Origin of the sequence: Helicobacter acinonychis, assembly GCF_900461455.1 — a bacterium.
Taxonomy (GTDB): domain Bacteria; phylum Campylobacterota; class Campylobacteria; order Campylobacterales; family Helicobacteraceae; genus Helicobacter; species Helicobacter acinonychis.
This window is the reverse complement of sequence record NZ_UGIA01000001.1, coordinates 550,250-572,392: the sequence shown is the minus strand read 5'-3', so window position 1 is coordinate 572,392 and position 22,143 is coordinate 550,250. Positions and strand designations below refer to the sequence as shown.

Annotated in this window: 19 protein-coding genes and 1 pseudogene; 3 read left to right on the top strand and 17 right to left on the bottom strand. The window is 37.4% G+C overall.

Annotation, left to right across the window (positions count from 1 at the left end; translation table 11 throughout):
* Nucleotides 1-20 precede the first annotated feature (20 nt).
* From DYI00_RS02640 to DYI00_RS02630, 3 genes are read left to right on the top strand one after another with little or no spacing between them, the layout of a single operon-like run.
* Nucleotides 21-965: a Gfo/Idh/MocA family protein gene (locus tag DYI00_RS02640; protein ID WP_011577756.1), complete on the top strand. Its 945-nt coding sequence runs from the start codon at nucleotides 21-23 to the stop codon at nucleotides 963-965.
* A gap of 56 nt (nucleotides 966-1,021) precedes the next feature.
* Nucleotides 1,022-1,789 (top strand): sulfite exporter TauE/SafE family protein, encoded by a 768-nt coding sequence (locus tag DYI00_RS02635; protein WP_011577755.1) that lies wholly within the window; start codon nucleotides 1,022-1,024, stop codon nucleotides 1,787-1,789.
* A gap of 35 nt (nucleotides 1,790-1,824) precedes the next feature.
* Nucleotides 1,825-2,325 (top strand): methylated-DNA--[protein]-cysteine S-methyltransferase, encoded by a 501-nt coding sequence (locus tag DYI00_RS02630; protein ID WP_041600195.1) that lies wholly within the window; start codon nucleotides 1,825-1,827, stop codon nucleotides 2,323-2,325.
* 44 nt (nucleotides 2,326-2,369) lie between these two features.
* On the opposite strand, the gene xerH is transcribed toward DYI00_RS02630, so the two are convergent.
* The 17 genes and pseudogenes from xerH to bamA all read right to left on the bottom strand — a co-directional run bounded on the left by xerH (nucleotide 2,370) and on the right by bamA (nucleotide 22,124).
* Nucleotides 2,370-3,455 carry a tyrosine recombinase XerH gene (gene xerH, locus DYI00_RS02625; protein ID WP_011577753.1) on the bottom strand — a complete coding sequence of 362 codons (1,086 nt, stop codon included), beginning with the start codon at nucleotides 3,453-3,455 and terminating at the stop codon, nucleotides 2,370-2,372.
* 51 nt (nucleotides 3,456-3,506) lie between these two features.
* Nucleotides 3,507-3,677: a hypothetical protein gene (locus DYI00_RS07955; protein ID WP_011577752.1), complete on the bottom strand. Its 171-nt coding sequence runs from the start codon at nucleotides 3,675-3,677 to the stop codon at nucleotides 3,507-3,509.
* Between the two features lie 137 nt (nucleotides 3,678-3,814).
* A complete protein-coding gene (locus tag DYI00_RS02620) occupies nucleotides 3,815-4,987 on the bottom strand; it encodes a pyridoxal phosphate-dependent aminotransferase (protein ID WP_011577751.1) in 1,173 nt (390 codons plus the stop codon).
* A 152-nt stretch (nucleotides 4,988-5,139) separates the two neighbouring features.
* Entirely contained in the window at nucleotides 5,140-5,952 is an 813-nt protein-coding gene (locus DYI00_RS02615) for an outer membrane protein (RefSeq protein WP_104709273.1), read from the bottom strand.
* A 504-nt stretch (nucleotides 5,953-6,456) separates the two neighbouring features.
* Nucleotides 6,457-7,905: pseudogene (locus tag DYI00_RS02610) on the bottom strand (SIR2 family protein); the annotation flags it as partial.
* Nucleotides 7,906-9,201 (bottom strand): (Fe-S)-binding protein, encoded by a 1,296-nt coding sequence (locus DYI00_RS02605; protein ID WP_011577747.1) that lies wholly within the window; start codon nucleotides 9,199-9,201, stop codon nucleotides 7,906-7,908. It lies immediately after the preceding pseudogene.
* The gene (hemN, locus tag DYI00_RS02600) at nucleotides 9,198-10,571 is read right to left on the bottom strand and encodes an oxygen-independent coproporphyrinogen III oxidase (RefSeq protein WP_104709274.1); all 1,374 of its coding nucleotides are present in this window, start codon (nucleotides 10,569-10,571) and stop codon (nucleotides 9,198-9,200) included. The genes DYI00_RS02605 and hemN overlap by 4 nt, the downstream gene beginning before the upstream one ends.
* Entirely contained in the window at nucleotides 10,571-11,086 is a 516-nt protein-coding gene (locus tag DYI00_RS02595) for a DUF2603 domain-containing protein (protein WP_011577745.1), read from the bottom strand. Before DYI00_RS02595 ends, hemN begins: the two co-directional genes overlap by 1 nt.
* Nucleotides 11,087-11,122: 36 nt before the next feature.
* Nucleotides 11,123-12,220: a chorismate synthase gene (gene aroC / locus DYI00_RS02590; RefSeq protein ID WP_011577744.1), complete on the bottom strand. Its 1,098-nt coding sequence runs from the start codon at nucleotides 12,218-12,220 to the stop codon at nucleotides 11,123-11,125.
* Complete coding sequence (gene rnc, locus DYI00_RS02585; RefSeq protein WP_011577743.1) at nucleotides 12,217-12,921, bottom strand: ribonuclease III; 705 nt, start codon at nucleotides 12,919-12,921, stop codon at nucleotides 12,217-12,219. Before rnc ends, aroC begins: the two co-directional genes overlap by 4 nt.
* Nucleotides 12,922-12,931: 10 nt before the next feature.
* A complete protein-coding gene (gene rnhA, locus DYI00_RS02580) occupies nucleotides 12,932-13,363 on the bottom strand; it encodes a ribonuclease HI (RefSeq protein WP_011577742.1) in 432 nt (143 codons plus the stop codon).
* Nucleotides 13,364-14,371 (bottom strand): tetratricopeptide repeat protein, encoded by a 1,008-nt coding sequence (locus DYI00_RS02575; protein WP_011577741.1) that lies wholly within the window; start codon nucleotides 14,369-14,371, stop codon nucleotides 13,364-13,366.
* 10 nt (nucleotides 14,372-14,381) lie between these two features.
* Nucleotides 14,382-15,596 (bottom strand): SurA N-terminal domain-containing protein, encoded by a 1,215-nt coding sequence (locus DYI00_RS02570; RefSeq protein ID WP_011577740.1) that lies wholly within the window; start codon nucleotides 15,594-15,596, stop codon nucleotides 14,382-14,384.
* Entirely contained in the window at nucleotides 15,596-17,020 is a 1,425-nt protein-coding gene (gatB, locus tag DYI00_RS02565) for an Asp-tRNA(Asn)/Glu-tRNA(Gln) amidotransferase subunit GatB (RefSeq protein WP_162494924.1), read from the bottom strand. Before gatB ends, DYI00_RS02570 begins: the two co-directional genes overlap by 1 nt.
* Complete coding sequence (locus DYI00_RS02560; protein ID WP_041600194.1) at nucleotides 17,020-18,315, bottom strand: M16 family metallopeptidase; 1,296 nt, start codon at nucleotides 18,313-18,315, stop codon at nucleotides 17,020-17,022. The genes gatB and DYI00_RS02560 overlap by 1 nt, the downstream gene beginning before the upstream one ends.
* A gap of 1 nt (nucleotide 18,316) precedes the next feature.
* On the bottom strand, nucleotides 18,317-19,408 hold the full coding sequence (locus DYI00_RS02555) for a dehypoxanthine futalosine cyclase (protein ID WP_081430802.1): 1,092 nt from the start codon (nucleotides 19,406-19,408) through the stop codon (nucleotides 18,317-18,319).
* Nucleotides 19,380-22,124 carry an outer membrane protein assembly factor BamA gene (gene bamA, locus DYI00_RS02550; RefSeq protein WP_011577736.1) on the bottom strand — a complete coding sequence of 915 codons (2,745 nt, stop codon included), beginning with the start codon at nucleotides 22,122-22,124 and terminating at the stop codon, nucleotides 19,380-19,382. The genes DYI00_RS02555 and bamA overlap by 29 nt, the downstream gene beginning before the upstream one ends.
* Nucleotides 22,125-22,143 lie beyond the last annotated feature (19 nt).

Sequence of the window (22,143 nt, the reverse complement as noted above, 5' to 3'; positions counted from 1 at the left end):
AAATTCTTGAAGGAAGATAAATGCTTTTTGCTATGATTGGTTCAGGGGGGTTTATCGCTCCTAAGCACTTGCAGGCTATTAGAGATACGGGTCATTTTTTGGATTGCTCTTTTGATATTCATGATAGCGTGGGGGTTTTGGATGAGTATTTTGCACAATCGGAGTTTTTTACGGATATTGAAGATTTTGAAGAGTATATAGAACAATCTAAAAATATGGGTAAAGAAATCAACTATTTGAGCGTTTGCACGCCCACACACACGCATTTTGATTATATTCGTTTTGGGCTAAAATACGGCATGCATGTGATTTGTGAAAAACCTTTAATTTTAGATCCTAGCGAAATACAAGAATTAAAAGATTTAGAAGTGAAATACCAAAAAAGGGTGTTTTGCCTTTTGCCTTTGCGTTTGCATTGCGATACGATCGCTTTAAAAGAAAAAATTCAAAGCGAATTGGAAAAAAACCCGAGCAAGGTTTTTGACATCACGCTCACTTATATCAGCGTGCAAGGGAAGTGGTATTTTTCTTCATGGCGAGCGGATGTGAATAAGAGTGGGGGGCTAGCCACTCATATGGGGATAAGCATTTTTGACGCTTTGATCTATTTGTTTGGAGGCGTTAAAGACAAGATTCTTAATATAGATGAGCCTGATCGCGTAGGGGGGATACTCTTTTTGGAGCATGCTAAAATAAGATGGTTTTTTTCAATCAACCCAGAACACATGGGAGTGTCCAAAGAAAAAATTTATCGCAGGATGATTATAGAGGGCGAAGAAGTCAATCTCACGCAAGGTTTTGACAATTTGCACACAGAAAGCTATAAACAGATTGTAACTCAAGGGGGGTTTGGTTTGGATGACGCTTTGGCGTCTCTCAAATTAGCTTATGAAATAAGAGGTCTTTCTGTCAGCGAACCCAATGAAGATTCGCATGTGTTGTGTTGCAAGAAAACATGCGAGTGAAATTTATTCCTTTTTAATTTTCTTTTAGAGAGGTTTTACTTCTTTAAAGGTTGTTTATGGATATCTATGGGTTATACATAGCGATAGGATTATTTACGGGCATTTTATCAGGGATCTTTGGCATTGGTGGAGGGATGATTATTGTCCCTATCATGCTCGCAATTGGGCATTCTTTTGAAGAATCCATTGGTATTTCTATTTTACAAATGGTGCTTTCATCATTCGTTGGCTCTGTTTTGAATTTCAAAAAAAAGTCGCTTGATTTTTCTTCGGGGTTATTGATAGGGGTAGGGGGGTTGATAGGGGCGAGTTTTAGCGGACTGATTTTAAAAATCGTTTCAAGCAAGATTTTAATGGTTGTTTTTGCCCTTTTAGTCGTGTATTCTATGATCCAATTTATCTTAAAGCCCAAAAAACAAGATTCTATAACGGACGCTAAACACCATCATTTACAAGGTTTAAAATTATTTTTAATTGGCACGCTTACAGGGTTATTCGCTATCACTTTAGGCATTGGTGGGGGGATGCTCATGGTACCTTTAATGCATTATTTTTTAGGGTATGACTCTAAAAAATGCGTGGCGTTGGGGTTGTTTTTTATCTTATTTTCTTCTACTTCGGGAGCTTTTTCTTTAATCTATCACCACATCATCAATAAAGAAACGCTGTTAGCAGGGGCGGTTGTAGGATTAGGCTCTATTATGGGCGTGAGTATTGGGATTAAATGGATCATGGGGCTTTTGAATGAAAAAATGCATAAAGTTTTGATTTTAGGGGTGTATGGTTTGTCGCTATTGATTGTTTTATACAAACTCTTTGGCTAGAATGTCGTTTTTTAGAAGAAATGAGTAAGTCATTGATGGATTTATATCACTACTATTTTAAAACCCCTAAGAGTTTCCCCTTAGAGTATTTGCATTTGTGTGCTAATGAGAGCCATTTATTAAGATTGGATTTTGATACGACAAATTTTTCTATCTCTATGAATACCCCATTAAAACTCAGCGTTCAAGCCTTGGAGCGTTATTTCTTAGGACAACTTTTTGAATTTGATGTACCTTTAGATCTGATAGGGACTTTTTTTCAAAAACAAGTTTGGTCTGCGTTATTAACTATCCCTTATGGTAAAATAAAAAGTTACGATGAAATCGCAAAGCTCATTAATAACCCTAAATCTTGCAGAGCTATTGGCAACGCTAATCACAATAACCCTATTTCTTTGATTGTGCCTTGTCATAGAGTGGTGCGTAAAAATGGCACTTTAGGTGGGTATAATGGGGGCATAGAAGTCAAAAAGTGGCTGTTAGAATTTGAAAGCAAAATTTTAAACCAACAAGCTAAAAACTTTTTAATTTTTTAAAATGGGGTTTTAGTTGCTTTGTTTATAGATAGGGGTGGTATTTTTCAACTTTCTTCCCAAATACTCGTCGCTTCTTCTAGACGCTGTTTATCAAAATGCGTGTAAATCCTACTCGTATTCAAGCTCGCATGCCCTAGAGCTTCTTGAACTAAAATCAAGTCATGGCGTTTTTGATAGAGCAAGGTTGCAAAAGAATGCCTCAACATGTGCGCCCCATTTTTCTCTCGCCTGAGTCCTGCAAAATTGATGATTCGCTCCACTTGCTTATACAAATAAGCTTGCGTTAAAGCCATGCCTTTTTGATTACAAAACAATAAATCATTTTTAACAGGATATAATTCCCTTTCTATGAGCCATTCTTTTAAAAGGTTTTCAATGTGAAAAGCTTTTAACACCACCGCTCTGTATTTATCGCCCTTACCCTTAATCAAAATCGTATAACAACCATTTTCTAAAGTAAAATCCTTTATTTTAAGCTGTAAGGCTTCATTAGAGCGCATGCCTGTAAAAACAATGATTTTAATGAGTAGGCGGTTTCTTACACGCACTTTAGCGGACATTTCTATGGTATCAATGCTCTCTAAAAATTTTTCTAATTCTTCGCTATTTAAGTAGGTAGGGAGCTTGTTGCCCGCACTTTGACTCACTCCGCTGATATTTTTAAGCGTGATATTGTAGATATAAGATTTTTCATTTTCATCTTGATTTTGCTTGTCTATATAGCTAAAAAGTCCTAGTAGGGCAATCCTATAATTTTTTTTAGTGGCTAAACTCAAACCTCCCGTATAAATGCTCAAAAATTCAGCCAACATGACTTCGTCTATATTTTTGAGCGAATTAAAAGCAAGTCTTTCAGTGATTAATTTGCTGAAATACTCATGAAATTTAAGTAGGGGTAGCGCGTAAGTATTGATACCCAATAATCCAGCGTTACGAGCTTTTTTGCAAACTTTTTCTAATTGGCTTGAGCTGATGCATGCTTGATTCAATTCATTCAAGCATTCAAAAACCTTATTTTGGTCTTTCACTTGGGAATTAGACAAGCTTGTGCATTTGTAACGCAAAAAGCGCCCAATCCATAGCAAAAGGTTCTCTATAGGGTCGTTTAATTCTTCTAGGGGGTGTTTCATTTAGATAGATTCAGTTAATGTGGTGTCAGACCTTCTTTTTGAAAAAAATTTTTAGGATACCCACTTGCCTTTGAGATAATTTTTTAGGTTAGGACTGATACTATAAGAGCTGTCTTTGTTAAAAAATATAGATAACAAACCACTATCTAATTTAGAAGAAAACAATTCTTTATTTTTTTCACTGCTAATAACAAGCATAAAACACTCATTCCAATTTTCCATACTTATTCCTTTTTTGTATTATAGTCTAAAATTAGAAAAATAGTTTAGTTATGAAAACTGCACTTTTCAAACTTTTAAATCAAACTGTATTATACCACTACGCCACATTAAATCCCCCCTTTTTTAATACAAATTTTTTATCCCTTTGATTTGACAAAGCGAGCGATACGTTCGATCCCGTTTTCAATCTGTTCTTCTGAGCAAGCAAAAGACAAGCGAACATAACCTTCTAATCCAAAAGCTTTTCCAGGCACTAACGCCACGCCTTCTTTTTCTAATAACTCATGGCAAAATTGCATTGAATCCCCCCCACAAAGGCTACCGATATTGATAAAAAGATAAAACGCTCCATCAGGTTTTAAAGCATTCAATCCTTCAATTGCATTGATTTTTGCGTGGGCTAAATGACAACGCTTTTCAAAAGCTTGGCGCATCGTTTCAATTTCTTTATCCACTAACCCTTCAAGTGCTACAATAGAAGCCATTTGCGTGATGGAATTGATATTAGAAGTGCATTGGCTTTGCAAGTTATTCATCAATTTGACTAATTTTTTATCTTTGCTCGCCGCATAGCCTATCCGCCAGCCTGTCATCGCTACTGATTTGCTTAAACCATTAATGGTAATGGTGCACTTTTTCATCTCTTCGCTCACCGCTGCACAAGAAACAAACTCGCCTTTATAGATAAGCTTTTCATAAATTTCATCGCTAAGCACCCAAATTTTAGTCTCTTTTAACACTTCGCTTAAGGCTTCTAATTCCGCCCTACTATAAAGCATACCAGTAGGATTTGATGGGGTGGTGAGAATGAGCATTTTCGTTTTAGGGCTTAAGGCGTCTTTAAGCTGTTTAGGGGTGATTTTAAAATGGCTTTTTTCATCGGTTTGAATGAATTTGCTCACTCCCCCACTGTATTTCACAAGCTCAGGGTAAGTTACCCAAAAAGGCACAGGGATAATCACCTCATCGCCCTCTTCAATTAAGGCTTGAATCACATTAAACAAGCTTTGCTTAGCACCATTACTCACTAAAATTTCGCTTGGTTCATAATCCAAGTTGTTTTCTTTTTTTAATTTATGAGCGATCGCTTTGAGTAATTCAGGGATCCCAGCTACCGGAGTGTATTTTGTAAAGCCGTCATTTAGGGCTTTTATGGCCGCATCTTTAATCGCTTGTGGGGTGTCAAAATCAGGCTCGCCCGCTGAAAAACTTAAAATATCTTTTCCTTGCGATTTTAATTCTTTAGCGAGCGTACTAATAGCGATCGTTGTGGATTCTGAAAGGGATTGGATTTTAGAGGAATACAACATGCTTAATCCTTGTTAAATATTTGAGCTATCATAACATGATCAAAAAGATTTTAATTCTAATTTTCAAAAAAACTTTTAAAAATGCTTCAAAAGAAAGCGGTGGCTCATGGAGAAAGCTCTAATTGAAAATTCAATTAGAGAAAAAACAAATCTCAGAAATTGTAACGATACCCTACATAAAGGCTGTATTGACGGCGGTAGGTAAAGCTCAAATTCCCATGATTAAAATAATAAACATTAATGGTAGGAATCTTCACGCCAAAGTCAAATTCCTGATGCCGACCAATATGGGTGCGAATCCCTAAATTAAAAAGAAACTGGAAAATCGCCGGATCAAGGCTATATGAGGTGTGCTTATAAGGGCTTTTGGTTTCCAAAAAAGCCCCTGTCGTATTACCCCAAGAGTTACCCGCAATTTGAGCTCCAAAAAAGAATCCAAAAGTCGCATCTTCTTTATTGATGACATTATACAAAGTGTCAATACCCACACCATAAGTGAACATATCGGATAGATTACCCATAGTCCCTACTTTGGTTGCACACGGTTCGTGAAGTTCACACACTCCGCCATTATCTGAAGTCAAAGCATTCGCTCCAAATACGGCATGACCATAATCCATAAAGCCATAATAACGTGTGCCAAACCAACGCTTTTCTCCAAAAAACTGCTTATAACCCACAGTGATCCCCAAGCCCTGCATAACGGCTAAATAATCGGTTTTACCCACAGGGAATTTAGGGTAGTTAAACTCACTGCTTTTGGGAGGGTTTTTAACGGTTTGCGAAGCCTGACCGACTTGATAGCTAATCCCCAAATACCAAGCGTTTTTCTCGCCCTTCACTGCTTTATACTCTTTTGGCTTTTCCAATTGCTTCTGCACATCCGCATTACCTTCTGTTGCCAAAAGACTATTACCTAACACTGCCGATAAACAGAGTGTTTTAAACACTACAAACTTTTTCATACAACATTTTTCCTTCTAAAAGTCTACATTTCACATAATAATAACATAATAATGCTACAAAAAACCTAAATTCTTAAGAAAAACACCCCTAAAACTTAAAATTTTAAATTTTCTCAAGCGTTTTAGCGGATCTTACTCTGTGGTTTTTCTATTTTTTTTGGGGTTTCTTAATAGGATTTAACAAACTTTCAATGTTTTAAATAATAAGTATTATAAAATAAGATATTCTTTTTTAAAATTATTCTCACACCATTTAAGCAAAGCGAGCATCCTATCGAGAGCATCATCTTGCATTGCTTGTTCAAGTAGTTGCTCATGAGAAAGTTGCTCATCATTAAATCTTTGATAGGTTGTTGTTTCTCTATTCATATATTTATTTTTTAGTTCCAATAATATTTCTTGATACTGCTCGCTATTTAAAATGCATATTCCATGCATGTTAGAAGTTAGAAGTAGATAAGCTTCATCTTCTTGTATTGTCTTTCTATTTTGATTCCCTTCCCAAATATCGAGCAGAAATTTTTTTACTTTTTGATTGACATCACCGTTATTTTTTGTGATGGGAAATAAATCACAAATTAGAATATAGGAAATCAATATCTGTGTGTCATTAGGAAGTTTCATTATCTTTTGAATGTGCTCGTTGATTAGGGCTTGTTGTATAGAATCCAAATCAACACTATGTTGTTGCAAAATACCAAGTAAATTTTGCATCCAGTGTGAACCCCAGTATGAATGTTCTAGACATACTAAATTCCCTCCAAAACCCTCAGTCAGTTTCCTAATAAAAGAAAAAAGAATATGATACAAAGTAGAAAAATTGATTTCCTTTTGAGACTTATCCCACTGTGTTGTAATGAAATATCCCACCGACTCATAACTATTCCACAGAATGCCTTCACCTATTTTTTCTTGGCATATTCCAACAATAGCATCAAATGTATTTTGATCCAATTTTATCCAAGTGCTTAATACCAAAAAAATTCATAAAAAGTCTGCTAATTCTAATTGATTAAGAACGCTAGAGTTTTTTAGTGATATTTCATCAATTCTTTCTTTCATTGCGTTATAATCAAAATTAAAAATCATTCTCCTTATTTGCTTAGTTGAAGAAATGATTCCGCTGTAATTTTTAGAAGTATCTTTTGGTTTAGCTTTTATCTCTTTTATAAAACTTCGCAGTTCCTCAGAATGCCCTTTTTTTCCAAAAAGTTCTTGGGTATAAAGAATGTGGATATTCTTCTTTTTGTAAAATTCAAATTCAATCATATCAAACTCTTTGGCTGTTTTAATAAAATAGATTGGTTTTACACTTTTTGAGTGAGAATTTACCCAAGAAATAATTTGCTTTACATTTTGATCGCTCAATGAGTAGCCAAGCAAAATCACTGTATCCGTTGAAAAAACTCCCTTAATGTAGTTTTCAATCAAAGGGAAATGCTTACTATATTCTAGGTAGTCTTGCTCTTTAAATACAATGTTGTTTTCATCTAAACTTCCGTGCATTTTAATAAACTTTGCAAAGCCGGTTGAACTCCCAATGTCCTTATCGCTCTTTATAATATTAAAAAATCTTCCCTCTTCATTGATTGCTTGTTCAAATAGATTGTCCCAATTTGTTGTGATTAAATTTTTAATATTCAATTTGACCATTTCTAAATGCAAATCATTTTTCTTTGCATTATCAGGGATTAGAGATTTTAAAGTTTGGTAGTAAAAACTTTCTCCAAATTGATTGTAAAATTTTTCTGCAAGGACAAGGTAATTCTCGTTCTCTTTGGTATCGCCATAAAGACGCTTTTGAAACTCTTTAATTAAATCACCCCATTCAGGCAATCCTGAGTTAGTGCTTATTCTAGCTCCTGCAAATATGCTTAAATAGTTTTCATTGTGAGCTTTTCTAATGTCATCTATTGATGTTCTAATAAACTCTTTGTATTGTTGGTTATCCACTCAAACCCCTTCAGTGCCCCTTAAAGCCTTAGCGATGAGTTCTAGGGGGTGTGAAAAGTGGGGGGTGTTGGGGTTATTTAAAGACTTTAGGGCGTTGTTAAGTTGCATATGGCATGCCCCACATTCTGCACTCAAAATTGTAGCTTTTGTGTCCAGTATCTCTTTAGCCCTAAGAAACCCCACTTTAGAAGAAAATTGCACCTTTTCTGTTTGCATGGTAATCCCCCCAAAACCGCAACAATTATCTGGCATTTCCTTAATTTCATAATGCGAGTTAAGCAAGTTTCGCACTTCTTTATGGGCGTTTAGGGTTTTTTTGGCATGGCAAGGGTTATGGTAGGTGATCACCTCTTTTTTTTCATTAGGGGTTTTTTCTAAAAGATTTTTTAAAGGGGTGTGTTTTTCTAAAAACACGCTCGCAAGATAGATTTTAGGCGTGATTTTTTCCAAGCGTTTCAAATACAAATCCTTATCTTTTTCGCCTAAAAACACCTTGCAATAATCATTAATGAGCATGCTAGCGCATGTGGCTTCAGGCACAATGATCGCATCGACTTCATCTAAATAGCTTTCAAACCATTCTATGTTTTTTTTCACTAAAAAAAGCGTGGTGTCTTTATCGCCGGTAAAATACGCAGGAGCTGCGCAGCATTCTTGTTTAGGAATGATCGCTTGAATGTTAAGCTTTTCTAAAATATACAATAAGCTCTCCCCTACTTGCTGGTAGTGGTAATTGCTCAAGCACCCTATAAAAATCGCCACTTTTTGAAGGGGGTTTTCTAGAGGCTTCATTTCTGTGTGCGTTTGCAAAAAACTTTTTTTATTTAAAGGAGGCAGAGTGCTTTTTTTAAAGCGTTTGAATAAACCTTTAAAAAGAACTCTGGGCTCTAAACTATCCCCTACTTGCTTGAAAGCACAAGGAGCTAAAAAATGTGCAACTGAAAACACTCTATCCATTCTTTTTCGGTTTTTTAAAAGGGAAAAATAGGATTTTTTATACCAAGCAATGCCATGCTTTTGAGCGATTTTTTCCCTAGCTTTTTCTATTAAAGTGTCTATGGGTAAATGAAAAGGGCAAGTTTCCACGCAAGCGGTACATAAAAAACAAGTTTCTAAAAGGTGTTTTAAATTCGTGTCTAATTTGAGCTTGTTTTGAGCGTTTAAGCGCATCAAATCCAAAAAGCCCCTAGGCGAAGTCGTCTCATCTTTATGAATGCGATAAATCGTGCAACCTGGCACGCATTTAGCGCATTTAACACAAGTATCTCCTACTTCTTCAAAAATATTTCCGCTCATAGCGTTTTACTGAAATGTTTTTCGCCCCCACGCAAATACGCATCAAACTCCATAGCCATGTTTCTTACAAGCATGCCCCCTGTTCTTGTCATCTCAAAGCCTTTAGCATTGAAAGAAAGTAAGCCCGCTTCTTCATAAGGCTTTAATTTCTCTAATTCTTTTTTAAAATACGCTCTAAAATCAATAGAAAATTTTTCTTCAATCTTAGAGTAATCCAATTTTAAATTACTCATCATTTGCATGATCACTTCTTTTCTTAACACATCTTCTTGGGTTAGCGCTACGCCCCTTTCTACCGGTAAAAGCCCCAAATCAAGGGCTTTTTCATAATGGCGCAAATCTTTATAATTTTGCGTGTAATAATCGCCCCCTTCACCAATGCTCGTAACACCAATACCAATAGTTTGAGTGAATTTTTTCGTGGTATAGCCTTGAAAATTACGGCGTAACTCTGCCTTTTGAAGGGCTAAATACAATTCATTATCGCTTTTAGCGAAATGATCCATGCCTATCATTTGATAATGGGCTTTTTCTAAAAAACTAATGAGAGCCTCTAAAATCTCTAGCTTGTCTTTAGGGCTTGGCAATAAGGTTTCATCAATTTTACGCATCGTTTTTTTCACCCAAGGCACATGCGCGTAATTAAACACCGCTAATCGATCTGGGTCTAATTTCAAAACCCACTCCAAAGTTTTTAAAAAACTCTCTTTAGTTTGATTGGGTAAGCCATAGATCAAATCAAAATTAACGGATTTAATGCCATAATCTCTAGCGAGTTTTACCGCATCTTGAACCATTTCAAAAGGCTGGATCCTATGAATAGCTTTTTGGACTTCAAAATCAAAATCTTGTACCCCAAAACTCAAGCGGTTAAAACCTCTATCAAATAAAGTTTGCATGTGATTTTTAGTGAAATGCCTAGGGTCAATCTCGCAACTCATTTCAATATCTTGGCTAAAATTAGGGAAAACTTCTTGAATGCTTTGTGTGATCTCATCTAATTGAATGGGCGAAAAAAAGGTCGGCGTGCCACCACCATAGTGGAATTGTGCGACTTCTCTGTTTGTGTCCATCGCTTTTTTCAAAAGGGCGAGTTCTTTTTTAAGATAGCTAATATAACGGATTTTTTTCTCTTCTAAGCTTGTGTAAATGACAGAGCATGCACAAAAATAACACGCGCTCCTGCAAAAGGGCAAATGCGTATAGAGCGATAAGGGCATGGGGTTTTTGAGATTATCATGGGAAAAAAACGCTTTTTTCAAGCTCTCTTCATTAAAATTTTCTTTAAACTCCACCGCTGTGGGGTAGCTTGTGTATCGTGGACCAGGTTTAGAGTATTGTGAAAATTTTTCAAAATCAATGGTTTGCATTAAAAATTTTCCTCATCATTGCTGTCAAAATTTTCAAAATTATTTTCATTAAATGGGGGTTGTTTGAACATGTTGTCAAAATTAAAGAATAAATTAGGGTGTTCTTTTTTGATTTGTTTGACAAAGTTTAGGGTGTTGATATTGGGTAAATTCCCATCTTTTTGGCGTAAATTTTCTAATAATTGCAAAGAGACTTCGCGCACATCTTCAAAATCAATCGGCGCTTGAATGATAATATCCCTTTCTAATTCCGCTTTAAGCCGGGCTTCAAAAGCTTTTCTGGCGTTTTCTGCTAAAAGAGAGATCACATTATCTGGCACTAAAACATAATTTTTATCTTCTTCATCGGAAATAAAATAAGCCTCATTTTTTTTAAACGCCCCTTTTTCTAACTCTAAAAGCATTTCATTAGAACTGATTTTTTTAAGCAAGGCTCTGTTTTTTTGAGTTGTGAGACTATTGATAAGTTTTTGTGATTTGGTTTTAGAAACTCGTTTTCTAGGTAACTTTTCCATTTGTATCCTTTTTAAGATGATTGTATCCAATTTCGTTTAATTCTCATTATAAATCGTTTTTAAATACTCTATTTTTGAAGTCAAATTGAGTAATACCATATCGGCTAACACTAACGAGAGTAAACTCTCACACACCACGCTACCTCTAATCGCAATGCAAGGGTCATGCCTGCCCTTTAACAAGCATTCGCATTCATTACCCTTAATATCTATAGTTTGTTGAGATTGGAAAATGCTTGGCGTGGGTTTAAAATGTATCTTAACAATAATTTCTTCCCCATTGCTCATGCCTCCTAAAATCCCCCCACTACGATTACTCAAAAACCCTTTTTGATTCATTAAATCATTATACTCTGAGCCTTTTAGTAAAGAACTTTCTATTCCCTTACCAATTTCAACCGCTTTTACCCCATTAAACCCCATCATCGCTTCAGCGATTCTAGCGTCTAATTTAGCGTATAGCCCTTGACCTAATCCAATGGGGAGTTTTTGATTTCTTTTTAAACTCCTTGCTCTAATCAAAGCCACTCCCCCTATGCTATCGTGGTTTTTGATAGCGTTTCGAATGGCTGTTTTTTGCACTTCTTCTTGTTCTTTATCCAGAGCAAAAATTTCACTTTTTAGCGCGTGATTAAAATCATAGTTTTTGGCTTCAATGCCCCCTATTTTAACAATCCCGCTTTCACAAACAATACCAATTTCTTTTAAAAGCATTTTAGCAAACGCCCCAGCTGCGACTCTTATAGCGCTCTCTCTAGCCGAACTTCTCCCCCCACCCCTAAAATCTCTGATGCCGTATTTGTGAAAATAAGTGAAATCCGCATGGCTAGGCCTAAAAAGGTTTTTAATGTTATCGTAATCCTTACTCCTAGCCCTTTGATTGTGGATTAAAAACCCTATGGGCGTCCCTGTGCTAAAATCTTCAAAAACCCCACTTGTTATTTCCACTTTATCGTCTTCTTTTCGTGGCGTGGTGAAAGCATTCCTTCCCCCTTGACGGCGCTTCATTTCATTTTCTAATAATTCATAGTCTATTTTAATCCCGCTAGGCATACCGTCTAAAACCCCCCCTATGACGCTCCCATGCGATTCTCCAAAAGTCGTGAGCCTTAAAAAATGCCCTAAAGTATTCATTTTATCCCCTTAAGTTTTTGGAGCGCTTGATAGGCACATTGCTGTTCGGCTTCTTTTTTACTTTTGCCTTTAGCGGTCGCATACATTTGATTTTGAATGTATAAGACCATTTCAAATTCTTTATGGTGAGCGGGTCCTTTTTCTTTGAGTAATTGGTAAGTGGGGATCACGCAAAATTGCGCTTGGGTTAATTCTTGTAAAGCGGTTTTATAATCTACGGACAAATGCTCCAAATCCAAACGCTTGTAAGCGCGATTGAGTAAATTTTGCATGATTTTACGCACTTTATCTAACCCTGCTTCCAAATACACCCCAGCCATTAAAGCTTCAAATGCACTTGATAGAATAGAGGGTTTTTCTCTCCCTTTAGAGGTTTCTTCAGAAGAAGAGACGCGCAAATAATCTTGTAAAGAAATCGCTCTCGCTAATTTCGTAAAACCCTGCGCGCTCACGATAGAAGCCCTTAATTTAGAGAGTTTTCCCTCATCGTATTGATAAAATTTATGGTATAGCAACTCCCCTATCACCAAGCCCAACACCGCATCGCCTAAAAATTCCAAGCGTTCATTGTTTAAAGCGAGTTTGCAAGATTTATGCGTTAAGGCTTGCTCCAATAAATGCTTGTCTTTAAAAGAATACCCTAAAGCTTTTTCTAGCGTTATATAAGGGCAATCTGCAAGCTTATTATTTTTGTTTTTCATCTTATCCCTTTCAAGTGGTCGTTTTGACCCATTTTTGCGCCTCTAATTTAGCGAGACTATCGCATCGCTCATTTTGTGCATGCCCATTATGCCCCTTGATCCAAATCGCCACAATAGAATGCCCTTTAGAAACTTCTAAAAATTCTTTCCATAAATCCACATTTTTGACTTTAGCAAAATTCTTTTTTTGCCAACCAATAAGCCACACATTGATCGCTTGGCACACATATTGCGAATCGCTATAAAGCGTGATATGGCATGGGCGTTTTAAGATTTTTAAAGCTTCATTCAACGCCCTTAATTCCATGCGGTTATTGGTGGTGAATTTTTCACCCCCACTGATGATTTTTTCTTTATCCTTATAGCGTAAAATCGCCGCATACCCACCTGGCCCAGGATTGCCTAAAGAAGAGCCATCGCAAAAAATTTCAATTTCTTGCATTTAGTCCACTCCCATGACATGCATTTTTCTGGAGATTTTAAGTACCATATCCATAAACGCTAATTGGTAACACACAGGACACCTATGGCTTTCAAAAGGAAAAACTTGTTTGCAATTCTTGCAGCGGTATTCAAAAGTCAAGTTCGCTTTTTTAGGGCTATTCAATAGAGCGCGTAAAACCTCTAATTCAAAGATTTGACAAAACTTACCATCTAAAAGCAGCCCTTTAGCGCGTGCGATGTCTTGCAAAAGGGCATGTTTTTCTAAAATAAAAGTAGGGATATTTTGATCCCATAAAAGATCGATCATTTTTTCTAAATGTTCGGTTTTATCAATCTCTTGCCAAAAAAGATTTTCATCACAAAATTTTAAATAATTTAAAGCGATTTTTTTCAAATCTAGCGAATTTTTTGCCACATGCAAGATTTTACTCACATCTTCCTTGCTCTCTATTAAATGCATTAAATAAAGGTAGTTTTTAATCGTTTCAATTTCAGGCACTTCTAATTCTTCTAAGCATTCTAAAGTCTCTAAAGCCTTTGAATAATCTTTTTCTAATTCATACACATGCATGAGTTTTAACAACGCTTCCACATTCCTTGGAGAAAAACGCAAGATTTCTTTCACGGTGTCTTTTGTTTTTTGCAAATACCCCACGCTAAAATAATTTTTAGCTAATAAATCTAAAGTAGCGGTTTTTTCTTCATCTTTTAAAGGGCGCGTTAAAAGCCCTTTTAAGATTTCCATGCTCATTTCTATGTCCGCTTTAGAATACGCCCTAGCTAAAAACATCAAACTAGAAAATTTAGCATGCTTTAAAAGCTCGTCTAAATTTTCACTACTCACATAAGCGTTTTGATTTTGAGCGAATTTTTGTAAAAATTTTTTGTTTTTCTTTTGGGTGAAATACGCCCTAGCGTGTTCTAATAAAATAACAAGAGCGATAATGAAAGTGAATAAGGCGATAGAAAAAAGAGAATCTTTATAGAGGAAATTGAAATGTTGCACGATCTAAAGATCACTCTCTAATCATCACAATCCTAGACTTGACGCGCAATTTTTCAAAATGCTCTTCTAAAATTTTATCTTTAGACTCTTCCACTAATTTTTGAGCGATGAATTGCTTGGCTTGGCTGAAGCTCACTTCGTTTTTACCCTTTTTTTCTTTGATATAAAAGGTGATAAACTGCCCCCCACCACCATTCATGATAGGCGTGAAAGAATCTTTTTCATGGGAGATAAAAACTTGAGCGATTTGAGGATTTAGGGTTTTCATCTCTATTGTTTCATTGGCTTTATTCACCCCTGGTACCTCTAAATTCGGATCAGACATCGCCCTTTCCAAATCTTCTTGGCTTGTAGAACTATAACGAACGGTTTCCACTTCCATGGGGATACTGAATTGCTCTTTGTGTTTGTTGTAATATTCGCGCATTTTGGTTTCAGAGCTAGTATCCACATTGGTAAGCAAGATATTACGCAACAATTCTTGCATTTCCAAATGCTCTTTAAGTTGATCCCTATAAGTTTTATAATGCCCTTCAGCCATGATCATTTGCTTGAAATGGTCTAAATCCATGCCTTGTTGTTGTGCCATCATCGCCATTTCTTGATCCAGTCTGTCATCATCTATATGGATTTTTAAGCGCTCAATTTCTTGGTTTTTAATGCGATCAGCAATCAAGCGATCCCGTGCTTGATTCTTACTCACCTTAAATTTTTCTTGCTCTTCTTGGATTTGATACAGCGTGATGGGCGAGCCATTAACGAGTAAGGAAATGCCCCCTACGACCTTATCTTCAAGGGTTTTATTGGAAGAATTGTTGGAATTCCCAAAAATAGCATTGAATTGCGAGCTAGGACCTATTTCTTTTTTTTCGCTTTGAGCGGCTTTTTCTTTAGATTGCAACGCATTATTTTGATCACTTTGGTTTTGGAGGGCTTTTTTGCTTTCTTTGATTTTTGGAGGCGTAATCTTTTGAGACGGACTTTTAGCATCCCCATGATGGACTTCTGCCCTAGGCTTCGCTCTTATTTTGGTTGTTTTCTTTTCTTCTTTGCTTTTTGCTTCCTTGTTTTTCAATTCCTTATTCTTTATCTCTTGGCGGATTTTTTTATCCAAAGAAGATTCTTGGGTTTTACTTTGCAAGGCTTCCACTTTAGATTCAGGCTCTGCATAAACCACCCCAACCAACAATAAAGCCTTCAAAACATAAGAAAAAATTCTTCTCATCAATCCAATTTCTCTTTCAAAATAGCGTTCACCACGCTAGGATTAGCGCCTTTTAAATTTTTCATCGCTTGACCTACAAAAAACCCAAAAAGTTTATCCTTACCGCTTTTATATTCAAGTACCTTATCAGCGTTGTTTTTAAGCACTTCGTCTATCACTTTGACTATCGCTTCTGTATCATTGACTTGAGACAAGCCCATTTGTTCAATGAGTGCATCCACATCGCCCCCACGCTCTTCTAAAAGCTTGTCTAACACATCTTTAGCGCTCTTACCAGAAATTTTGCCCTCATCAATGCGTTTGGCTAAAGTGCCTAGCGTGTGAGCGCTAATGGCACAATTTTCTAAAGTGATCTCGGCTTTCAAGCGCCCCAACAATTCCACGCAAAGCCATGTAACGCTCGTTTTAGCCTTAACTCCAAGATTGAGCATGCTTTCAAAATACTCCGCCAATAAAGGATCGCTCACCAATAAATTCGCATCGTCTTCTTTAATGTTAAAATCTTTCATGTAGCGGATTTTTTTAGCGCTAGGCAATTCATTGATCTTTTGAGCTTCTTTTAAAAACGCTTCATTGATAAAAACAGGATACAAATCCGGATCTTTAAAATAGCGATAATCCGCCGATTCTTCCTTATTACGCATTGAAAGGGTGATCCCTTTGGTAGTGTCAAAAAGGCGCGTTTCTTGAACAACCTCTTCATTATAGTGTCCGCTTTCCCACGCCACGCTTTGGCGCTCTATTTCGTATTCAATCGCTTTAGCGATAAATCTAAAGCTATTTAGGTTTTTAATCTCCACTCTTGTGTAAAGCTTTTCATCGCCCTTGGGTCTAATGGAGACATTCGCATCGCACCTAAAATTCCCCTCTTGCATGTTCGCATCAGAAATCCCTATAAAACGCACGATAGCATGGAGTTTTTTCAAATACGCAATGGCTTCTTCACTAGTTTTCATATCAGGCTTACTGACAATTTCTAATAAAGGGGTACAAGCACGGTTCAAATCCACTAAAGAATAACTGCCCTCATGGATATTTTTACCAGCATCTTCTTCCATATGGACCCTTTCAATACGCACGATTTTTACGCCCTCTTGAGTGTCAATTTCTAATTTTCCATCGCTCACAATAGGGACTTCAAATTGCGAGATTTGATAAGCCTTAGGCAAATCGGGGTAAAAATAATTTTTTCTTGCAAAAATGGAATTTTGATTGATATTGGCTTCAAGGGCTGTGCCTAGTTGAATGGCTTTTTTGAGTGCTTCTTTATTCAATACCGGCAAAGCTCCCGGCAAGCCCAAACACACAGGGCAGGTGTTAGAATTAGGAGATTCTCCAAAACTTGTAGAGCAAGAGCAAAAGATTTTGGTTTTGGTGTTGAGTTGGACATGGACTTCTAGCCCAATTACAGCTTCAAATGGCATTATTTACCCTTTTTCTTGTTGCTCACAATGGCAAAAGTCAAGTCATTGATTTCAGTGTGTGCTTTAATGAAATCATTGATTTCTTTCAAACTCATTTTTTGGATTTGATTGAGTAGCGTCTGATTGAAATCTAAAGGCAACCCTAAATAAAAATAGTTGTAAGTGGTGTTCAAGCGGCTAGAAAGCGTTTCATTCCTTAAAGGCTCAGAACCTAGTAAAAACTTTTTAGCGTCGTCTAATTCTTGTTGCGTCATGCCTTTTTCTACAAAATCTTTAACTATCTTTTTCACCAATGCAACGCTTTTAGCTTGAGTGCTGAGCTTGGTTTGTAAATAACCGCTTGCAAAATGCGACACTTTAGAAAAACTAGAGCGGATATACACGCTATAAGCCAAGCCCTCTTGAACTCTGATTTTTTCCATTAAACGAGAGCCAAACCCTCCCCCAAGCACAAACATCATCACTTTAGATTTTGCTAGATCTTGTTTTAAATCTTTGATTTTAAAGGGTGCACCAAAATACACGAAAGCCTGCTCCGTGTCTTTATAGAGGATTTTTTCACTCTTTTTATCACTCGCTTCAAAATAAGGCTCATTATACGCCTTACCTTGTGGCAAGAAATTAAGGGCGTTATTCAAACGCTTAAGGGTTTGATCAATTTTTAAATCGCCCCCAAGCACCACTACGAGTTTATTGAGTTCAAAAACCTTAGAAAATTGTTGTTTCAAATCGTCTAGCTTGATTTTTTGAAGGCTCTCTTTAGTGCCTAAAGATGCGTTAGCTAAAGGGGTGTTAGCAAAAAGCTCTTGTTTTAAAGTCAATTTGGCTAAATAGTCAAAATCGCTCTCTTTTTGCAAAAGTGCAGCTAACATTCTAGTTTTGACTTTTTCTAAAGCGTTTTGCGTGAAATTAGGGGATTTTAAAAGCTCTTTTAGACGCATTATGGCTTCATCTTCGTATTCTTTCAAAAATTCTAAAGTGATTTGCAAATCTTCTGTGTTGGTATCCACATTCAAACTAATCGCTTTTTGCTCTAAAGCTTGTGCAAACCCCACCGCACCAAGCTCTTTAGTGCCCTCATTTAAAACTTGTGCAAACAATTTGGCTAAACCTAGCTGATTTTTATCGCCCAAGCTCCCACCTCCCCTAAAGACTAAATGGACGAACCCCATAGGCAACAAATGGTTTTCTTCATAAATCACAGGGACTTTAGCCTGGTTGATTTCTTGAAGCATTAAAGCACTCGCTTGCAACCCCATAAAAACTCCTAATAAAGTAATCAAAATTTTCTTCATCTCATGCCTTTGTTGTAACAGAGTATCGTTTTAAGATTTCATAAGCGGTGTTTCGTTTAACCGCCACGCTCCCAATGTCTTCAATGAGCCCTATCATTTCTGCTTCATTCATGCAAAAACTCGTCCCAGCCGCTTTCACTACATTTTCTTCCATCATCACGCTCCCTAAATCATTCGCTCCAAACAATAAAGCTAACTGCCCTATCATAGATCCTTGAGTCACCCATGAGCTTTGTATGTTTTGAATGTTATCTAAAAAAATCCTACTGCATGCCAAATAGCGCAAATACCGATTGGAACTCGCTTTTTTAATGCTAGGGATTTCTTCTTTTAAGGGGGTGTTATTAGGCTGAAAGCTCCATAAAATAAAAGCCCTAAAGCCACCGGTTTCATCTTGCAAATCGCGCACCCTTTGTAGATGCTCCATTACATCTTCTTCATTATCCACGCTCCCAAACATCATGGTAGCTGTGCTTTTGATCCCACAAAGATGTGCAGTCTTATGTACTTCAATCCACCTGTCGCTACTCAATTTTTTAGGAGCGATCACATCGCGCACCCTGTCGCTTAATATTTCTGCACCCGCCCCTGGAATAGAGCTTAAACCGGCGTTTTTCAACCTTTCTAAAACTTCTTTCAAGGACAATTTAGAGATTTTAGAAATGTAATCAATTTCAACCGCACTAAAACCATGGATAGTGATAGTGGGGAATTTTTGGGCGATATGGCTCACTAAATTTTCATAATAGTCTATTTTAAGCTGCGGGTGCACCCCCCCTTGAAAGAGGATCTGCGTGCCACCAATGGCTAATAATTCTTCAATTTTTTGATCAATTTCTTCATAGCTCAACACATAAGCGTCTTTTTCTTTTAGGGTGCGCTTGAAAGCGCAAAACTTGCAATCCACAAAACAAATATTAGTGTAATTGATATTCCTATCCACAATAAAAGTCGTCAAGTTTTCAGGGTGCAAGCGTTGTTTCACTCTTAAAGCCCTTTGCCCTAATTCTTTCAAGGGTGCGTTTTTCATTAAATCTAACATTTCTTCTCTGTTGATACGCATTTTAAAACCTTGTTCCCATAGAAAATTCAAAGCGTTGCGTGTAATCGTCCATGTTGGGGTTAAAACACAGCCCTTTACATTTTTTGCCATTACCATCGCCCCACTGGTTAAAGAACGCTAGAGGGAAGATGAGCACTAAAGGTCCCATAGGCGAAATCCATTCAATCTGTAAGCCCGTAGAAGCCCTCCAAGTCGCCCTTTCAAACCCAGCCCCAACAACGCCATAATCTTTAAAATCCGCCGTAGTCGTGGGAGCGTTATAGAAGAAATTCCCTCTATTTGGGGTTTTAAAGGTTAAGAAACCAAAGTCAAAAAACCACGCTAAACGCATTTTAGCCGCTTTCAACACGCCATAGCTCAATTCAGTAGAAGCGGTAAAAATCCCATCGCCTCCAAGCCACAAGCCAAATTCATCTTTAGGCGTGATTGAGCCGTTCCTAAAGCCTCTCACCGTAGTCACGCCCCCCATGTAGAAAGTGGAGTTTAGAGGCAAGTAATCATTGGTGTTATACCTAAAGATATAACCTCCTTGCGTTTTAAAGCGAGCGATCAAATCCACTAATAAATATTTTTGCAAGCTATGATAAGCTGCAAATTTACCATAAACTTTAGTGTTACGGACATTCCCGCCTAACCCATTCCAAGAATTGAGAGTGCCAGGACCTGGTAAGCCTGCCATTGTTACATAGGAATTGAAAATGATCCCATTTCTAGGGAAATAATAATCATCGGTGTTGTCATAGCTCAAATCAAGTGTGAAAGAGCTAGTGATAGGCGTGTGGTAATCCCTATCCCAAATACCGGTAACCGGTGGCGTTTCCCCTACCTTAACGGATCCGGGTGTAGAACAGCTTTGCACTTGATGGAGCCCTAACAACAAGCCCAAACCAGACACACAGATAGGCTGAGAAGGGATAATCACTTGTTTAGTGGAAGAATAGTAGCGGTTATACAAAGGACTTCTGAAACCAAGGAGTTTGGTCACATTCAAGTTATAGCCCAAACTCACATGAGTCCTGTTACCCAACATGCGCCCAAAATTCACCCCAAAGCCCCCACCTTGCTGGGTGTATTGATAGCCCACCATGTAATCTGCATAAAGGTTGATCGTAGAGCTATACCAGCTGTCAAAAAGCCTTGGGTTGGTCAAACTCAAATTCCCAGAAAACATGCGCCCTAACCCTCTTGGCGAACCAGGAATTCTGCGCCCCCCTGTGGCAATGTTAGCATACAAGCTCACGCTTTGGCCTGTCCCAAAAAGGTTTCTTTCACTCACGCTCCCATTAAGCATAAGTCCTCCAAAAGAGCCATAGCCTAACCCGAATTGCAATTGTCCAGTGCGCCCTTCTTCTACGCTCACCAACAAGTCCATCAGCGAGCTATTGACCCTTTTTTCTTCAATTTTGACTTTAGAGAAAAACCCTAAACGCCTTAAAGAATTTTCAGAATTCCTTAATTTAGTCAAGCTATATTTGTCTTTGGGTCCTAATAATAACTCCCTTCTAATAATCCTATCGCTCGTGCGCTGATTCCCTGAAATGATAACATCATTGATATACACCAAGTCACCCACTTCAATGTGATAAATGACTTTCACAAGCCCATTCTTTTCGTTCTTATCTAGGTCTGGTTTCACCACCGCAAATGCATAACCCTTATTAGCGATTTCAGTTTTTAGAATTTGTGCATCCGCTCTTAAAAGCTCAATATTGAAGACATCCTTTCTCTTCACTTTAAGCGCTTTTTCTAATGTTTTTAAAGGGATTACCGGTTTGTCAATCTCTATCAAAATATCAGAAACCTTGTATTGGATCCCTTCTTTGACTTTATAATGGAGCGTGGCGTTACGAGTAGAAAAATCCGTTTTCAAAAAAGGCGAAGAAATGTTAGCGTCCAAGAAACCTCTGCGCATATACACATCTTGGATACGCATGGAGTCGTATTCTAGCTGATCTAGACGTAATTTTCCGTCATTCAAGCCCCACATCCAGCCCATAAAATCTCGCTGCTTGTTCGCGCTCAAAGACTCAATCACACGGCGTTTTAACTTCGTGCTCCCCTCATAAATGGATTGTTTGATATGGATATTGCCTCCCCTATTCACATCAAACACGATTAATAACGCCCCCTCATTGACCTTTTCGGTACGCACTTCCACCACGCTCCCATAATAGCCCTCCGCTTCTAAAGCGGTTTTTAAAGCCGTTTTAGCATGCTCTAATTTTTGCTCATCAAAGGTATCGCCTTTTTTGATCCCCATTTGGGTTTTTAAGCTGTCTTTTTCTTTTTCGCTCCCATAACCCTTGATTTCCACCCCAGCAATTCTGGCTTTTTCATCAAAATGGAACTCCAGCATGCCGTTTTCAAAAGTGGCATAAACATCTTTAAAATACCCTTGATTAAACAAAGCCAAAACAGCGGTGTCTATCTTTTTAGAATCCACAATATCGCCCACGCGAATCTTGACAATCTCATTGGCGAGCATGTCAGACATGTAGGAAAGCCCCACATAAGAAACGGACTTGACCTTTATTTCTTTAGGCGTCTCGTTTGTCGTTTCGTTTTTTGGAGCTTCGGTTTCTTTTTGAGAAGCCACATCGTTTGGTTTAGAGCCGTTGTTTTCTAAAGCTTCAACGCTAGTATTAAAATAAACAAAAACAAGAGAAGTGAGAATAATTCTTTTAATATCGATTTCCTTGATTGGTTTTAGCTTGAGTGTTTTAGTTGCGTTATTATAACCACTCAATCTTAAAAATACTAAAAAT

Bases quoted from the DNA above. Each gene is read 5' to 3' on its own strand.
- DYI00_RS02640 (WP_011577756.1), top strand. From the start codon at position 21: ATGCTTTTTGCTATGATTGGTTCAGGGGGGTTTATCGCTCCTAAGCAC.
- DYI00_RS02635 (WP_011577755.1), top strand. From the start codon at position 1,022: ATGGATATCTATGGGTTATACATAGCGATAGGATTATTTACGGGCATT.
- DYI00_RS02630 (WP_041600195.1), top strand. From the start codon at position 1,825: ATGGATTTATATCACTACTATTTTAAAACCCCTAAGAGTTTCCCCTTA.
- xerH (WP_011577753.1), bottom strand. From the start codon at position 3,455: ATGAAACACCCCCTAGAAGAATTAAACGACCCTATAGAGAACCTTTTG.
- DYI00_RS07955 (WP_011577752.1), bottom strand. From the start codon at position 3,677: ATGGAAAATTGGAATGAGTGTTTTATGCTTGTTATTAGCAGTGAAAAA.
- DYI00_RS02620 (WP_011577751.1), bottom strand. From the start codon at position 4,987: ATGTTGTATTCCTCTAAAATCCAATCCCTTTCAGAATCCACAACGATC.
- DYI00_RS02615 (WP_104709273.1), bottom strand. From the start codon at position 5,952: ATGAAAAAGTTTGTAGTGTTTAAAACACTCTGTTTATCGGCAGTGTTA.
- DYI00_RS02605 (WP_011577747.1), bottom strand. From the start codon at position 9,201: ATGAGCGGAAATATTTTTGAAGAAGTAGGAGATACTTGTGTTAAATGC.
- hemN (WP_104709274.1), bottom strand. From the start codon at position 10,571: ATGCAAACCATTGATTTTGAAAAATTTTCACAATACTCTAAACCTGGT.
- DYI00_RS02595 (WP_011577745.1), bottom strand. From the start codon at position 11,086: ATGGAAAAGTTACCTAGAAAACGAGTTTCTAAAACCAAATCACAAAAA.
- aroC (WP_011577744.1), bottom strand. From the start codon at position 12,220: ATGAATACTTTAGGGCATTTTTTAAGGCTCACGACTTTTGGAGAATCG.
- rnc (WP_011577743.1), bottom strand. From the start codon at position 12,921: ATGAAAAACAAAAATAATAAGCTTGCAGATTGCCCTTATATAACGCTA.
- rnhA (WP_011577742.1), bottom strand. From the start codon at position 13,363: ATGCAAGAAATTGAAATTTTTTGCGATGGCTCTTCTTTAGGCAATCCT.
- DYI00_RS02570 (WP_011577740.1), bottom strand. From the start codon at position 15,596: ATGAGAAGAATTTTTTCTTATGTTTTGAAGGCTTTATTGTTGGTTGGG.
- gatB (WP_162494924.1), bottom strand. From the start codon at position 17,020: ATGCCATTTGAAGCTGTAATTGGGCTAGAAGTCCATGTCCAACTCAAC.
- DYI00_RS02560 (WP_041600194.1), bottom strand. From the start codon at position 18,315: ATGAAGAAAATTTTGATTACTTTATTAGGAGTTTTTATGGGGTTGCAA.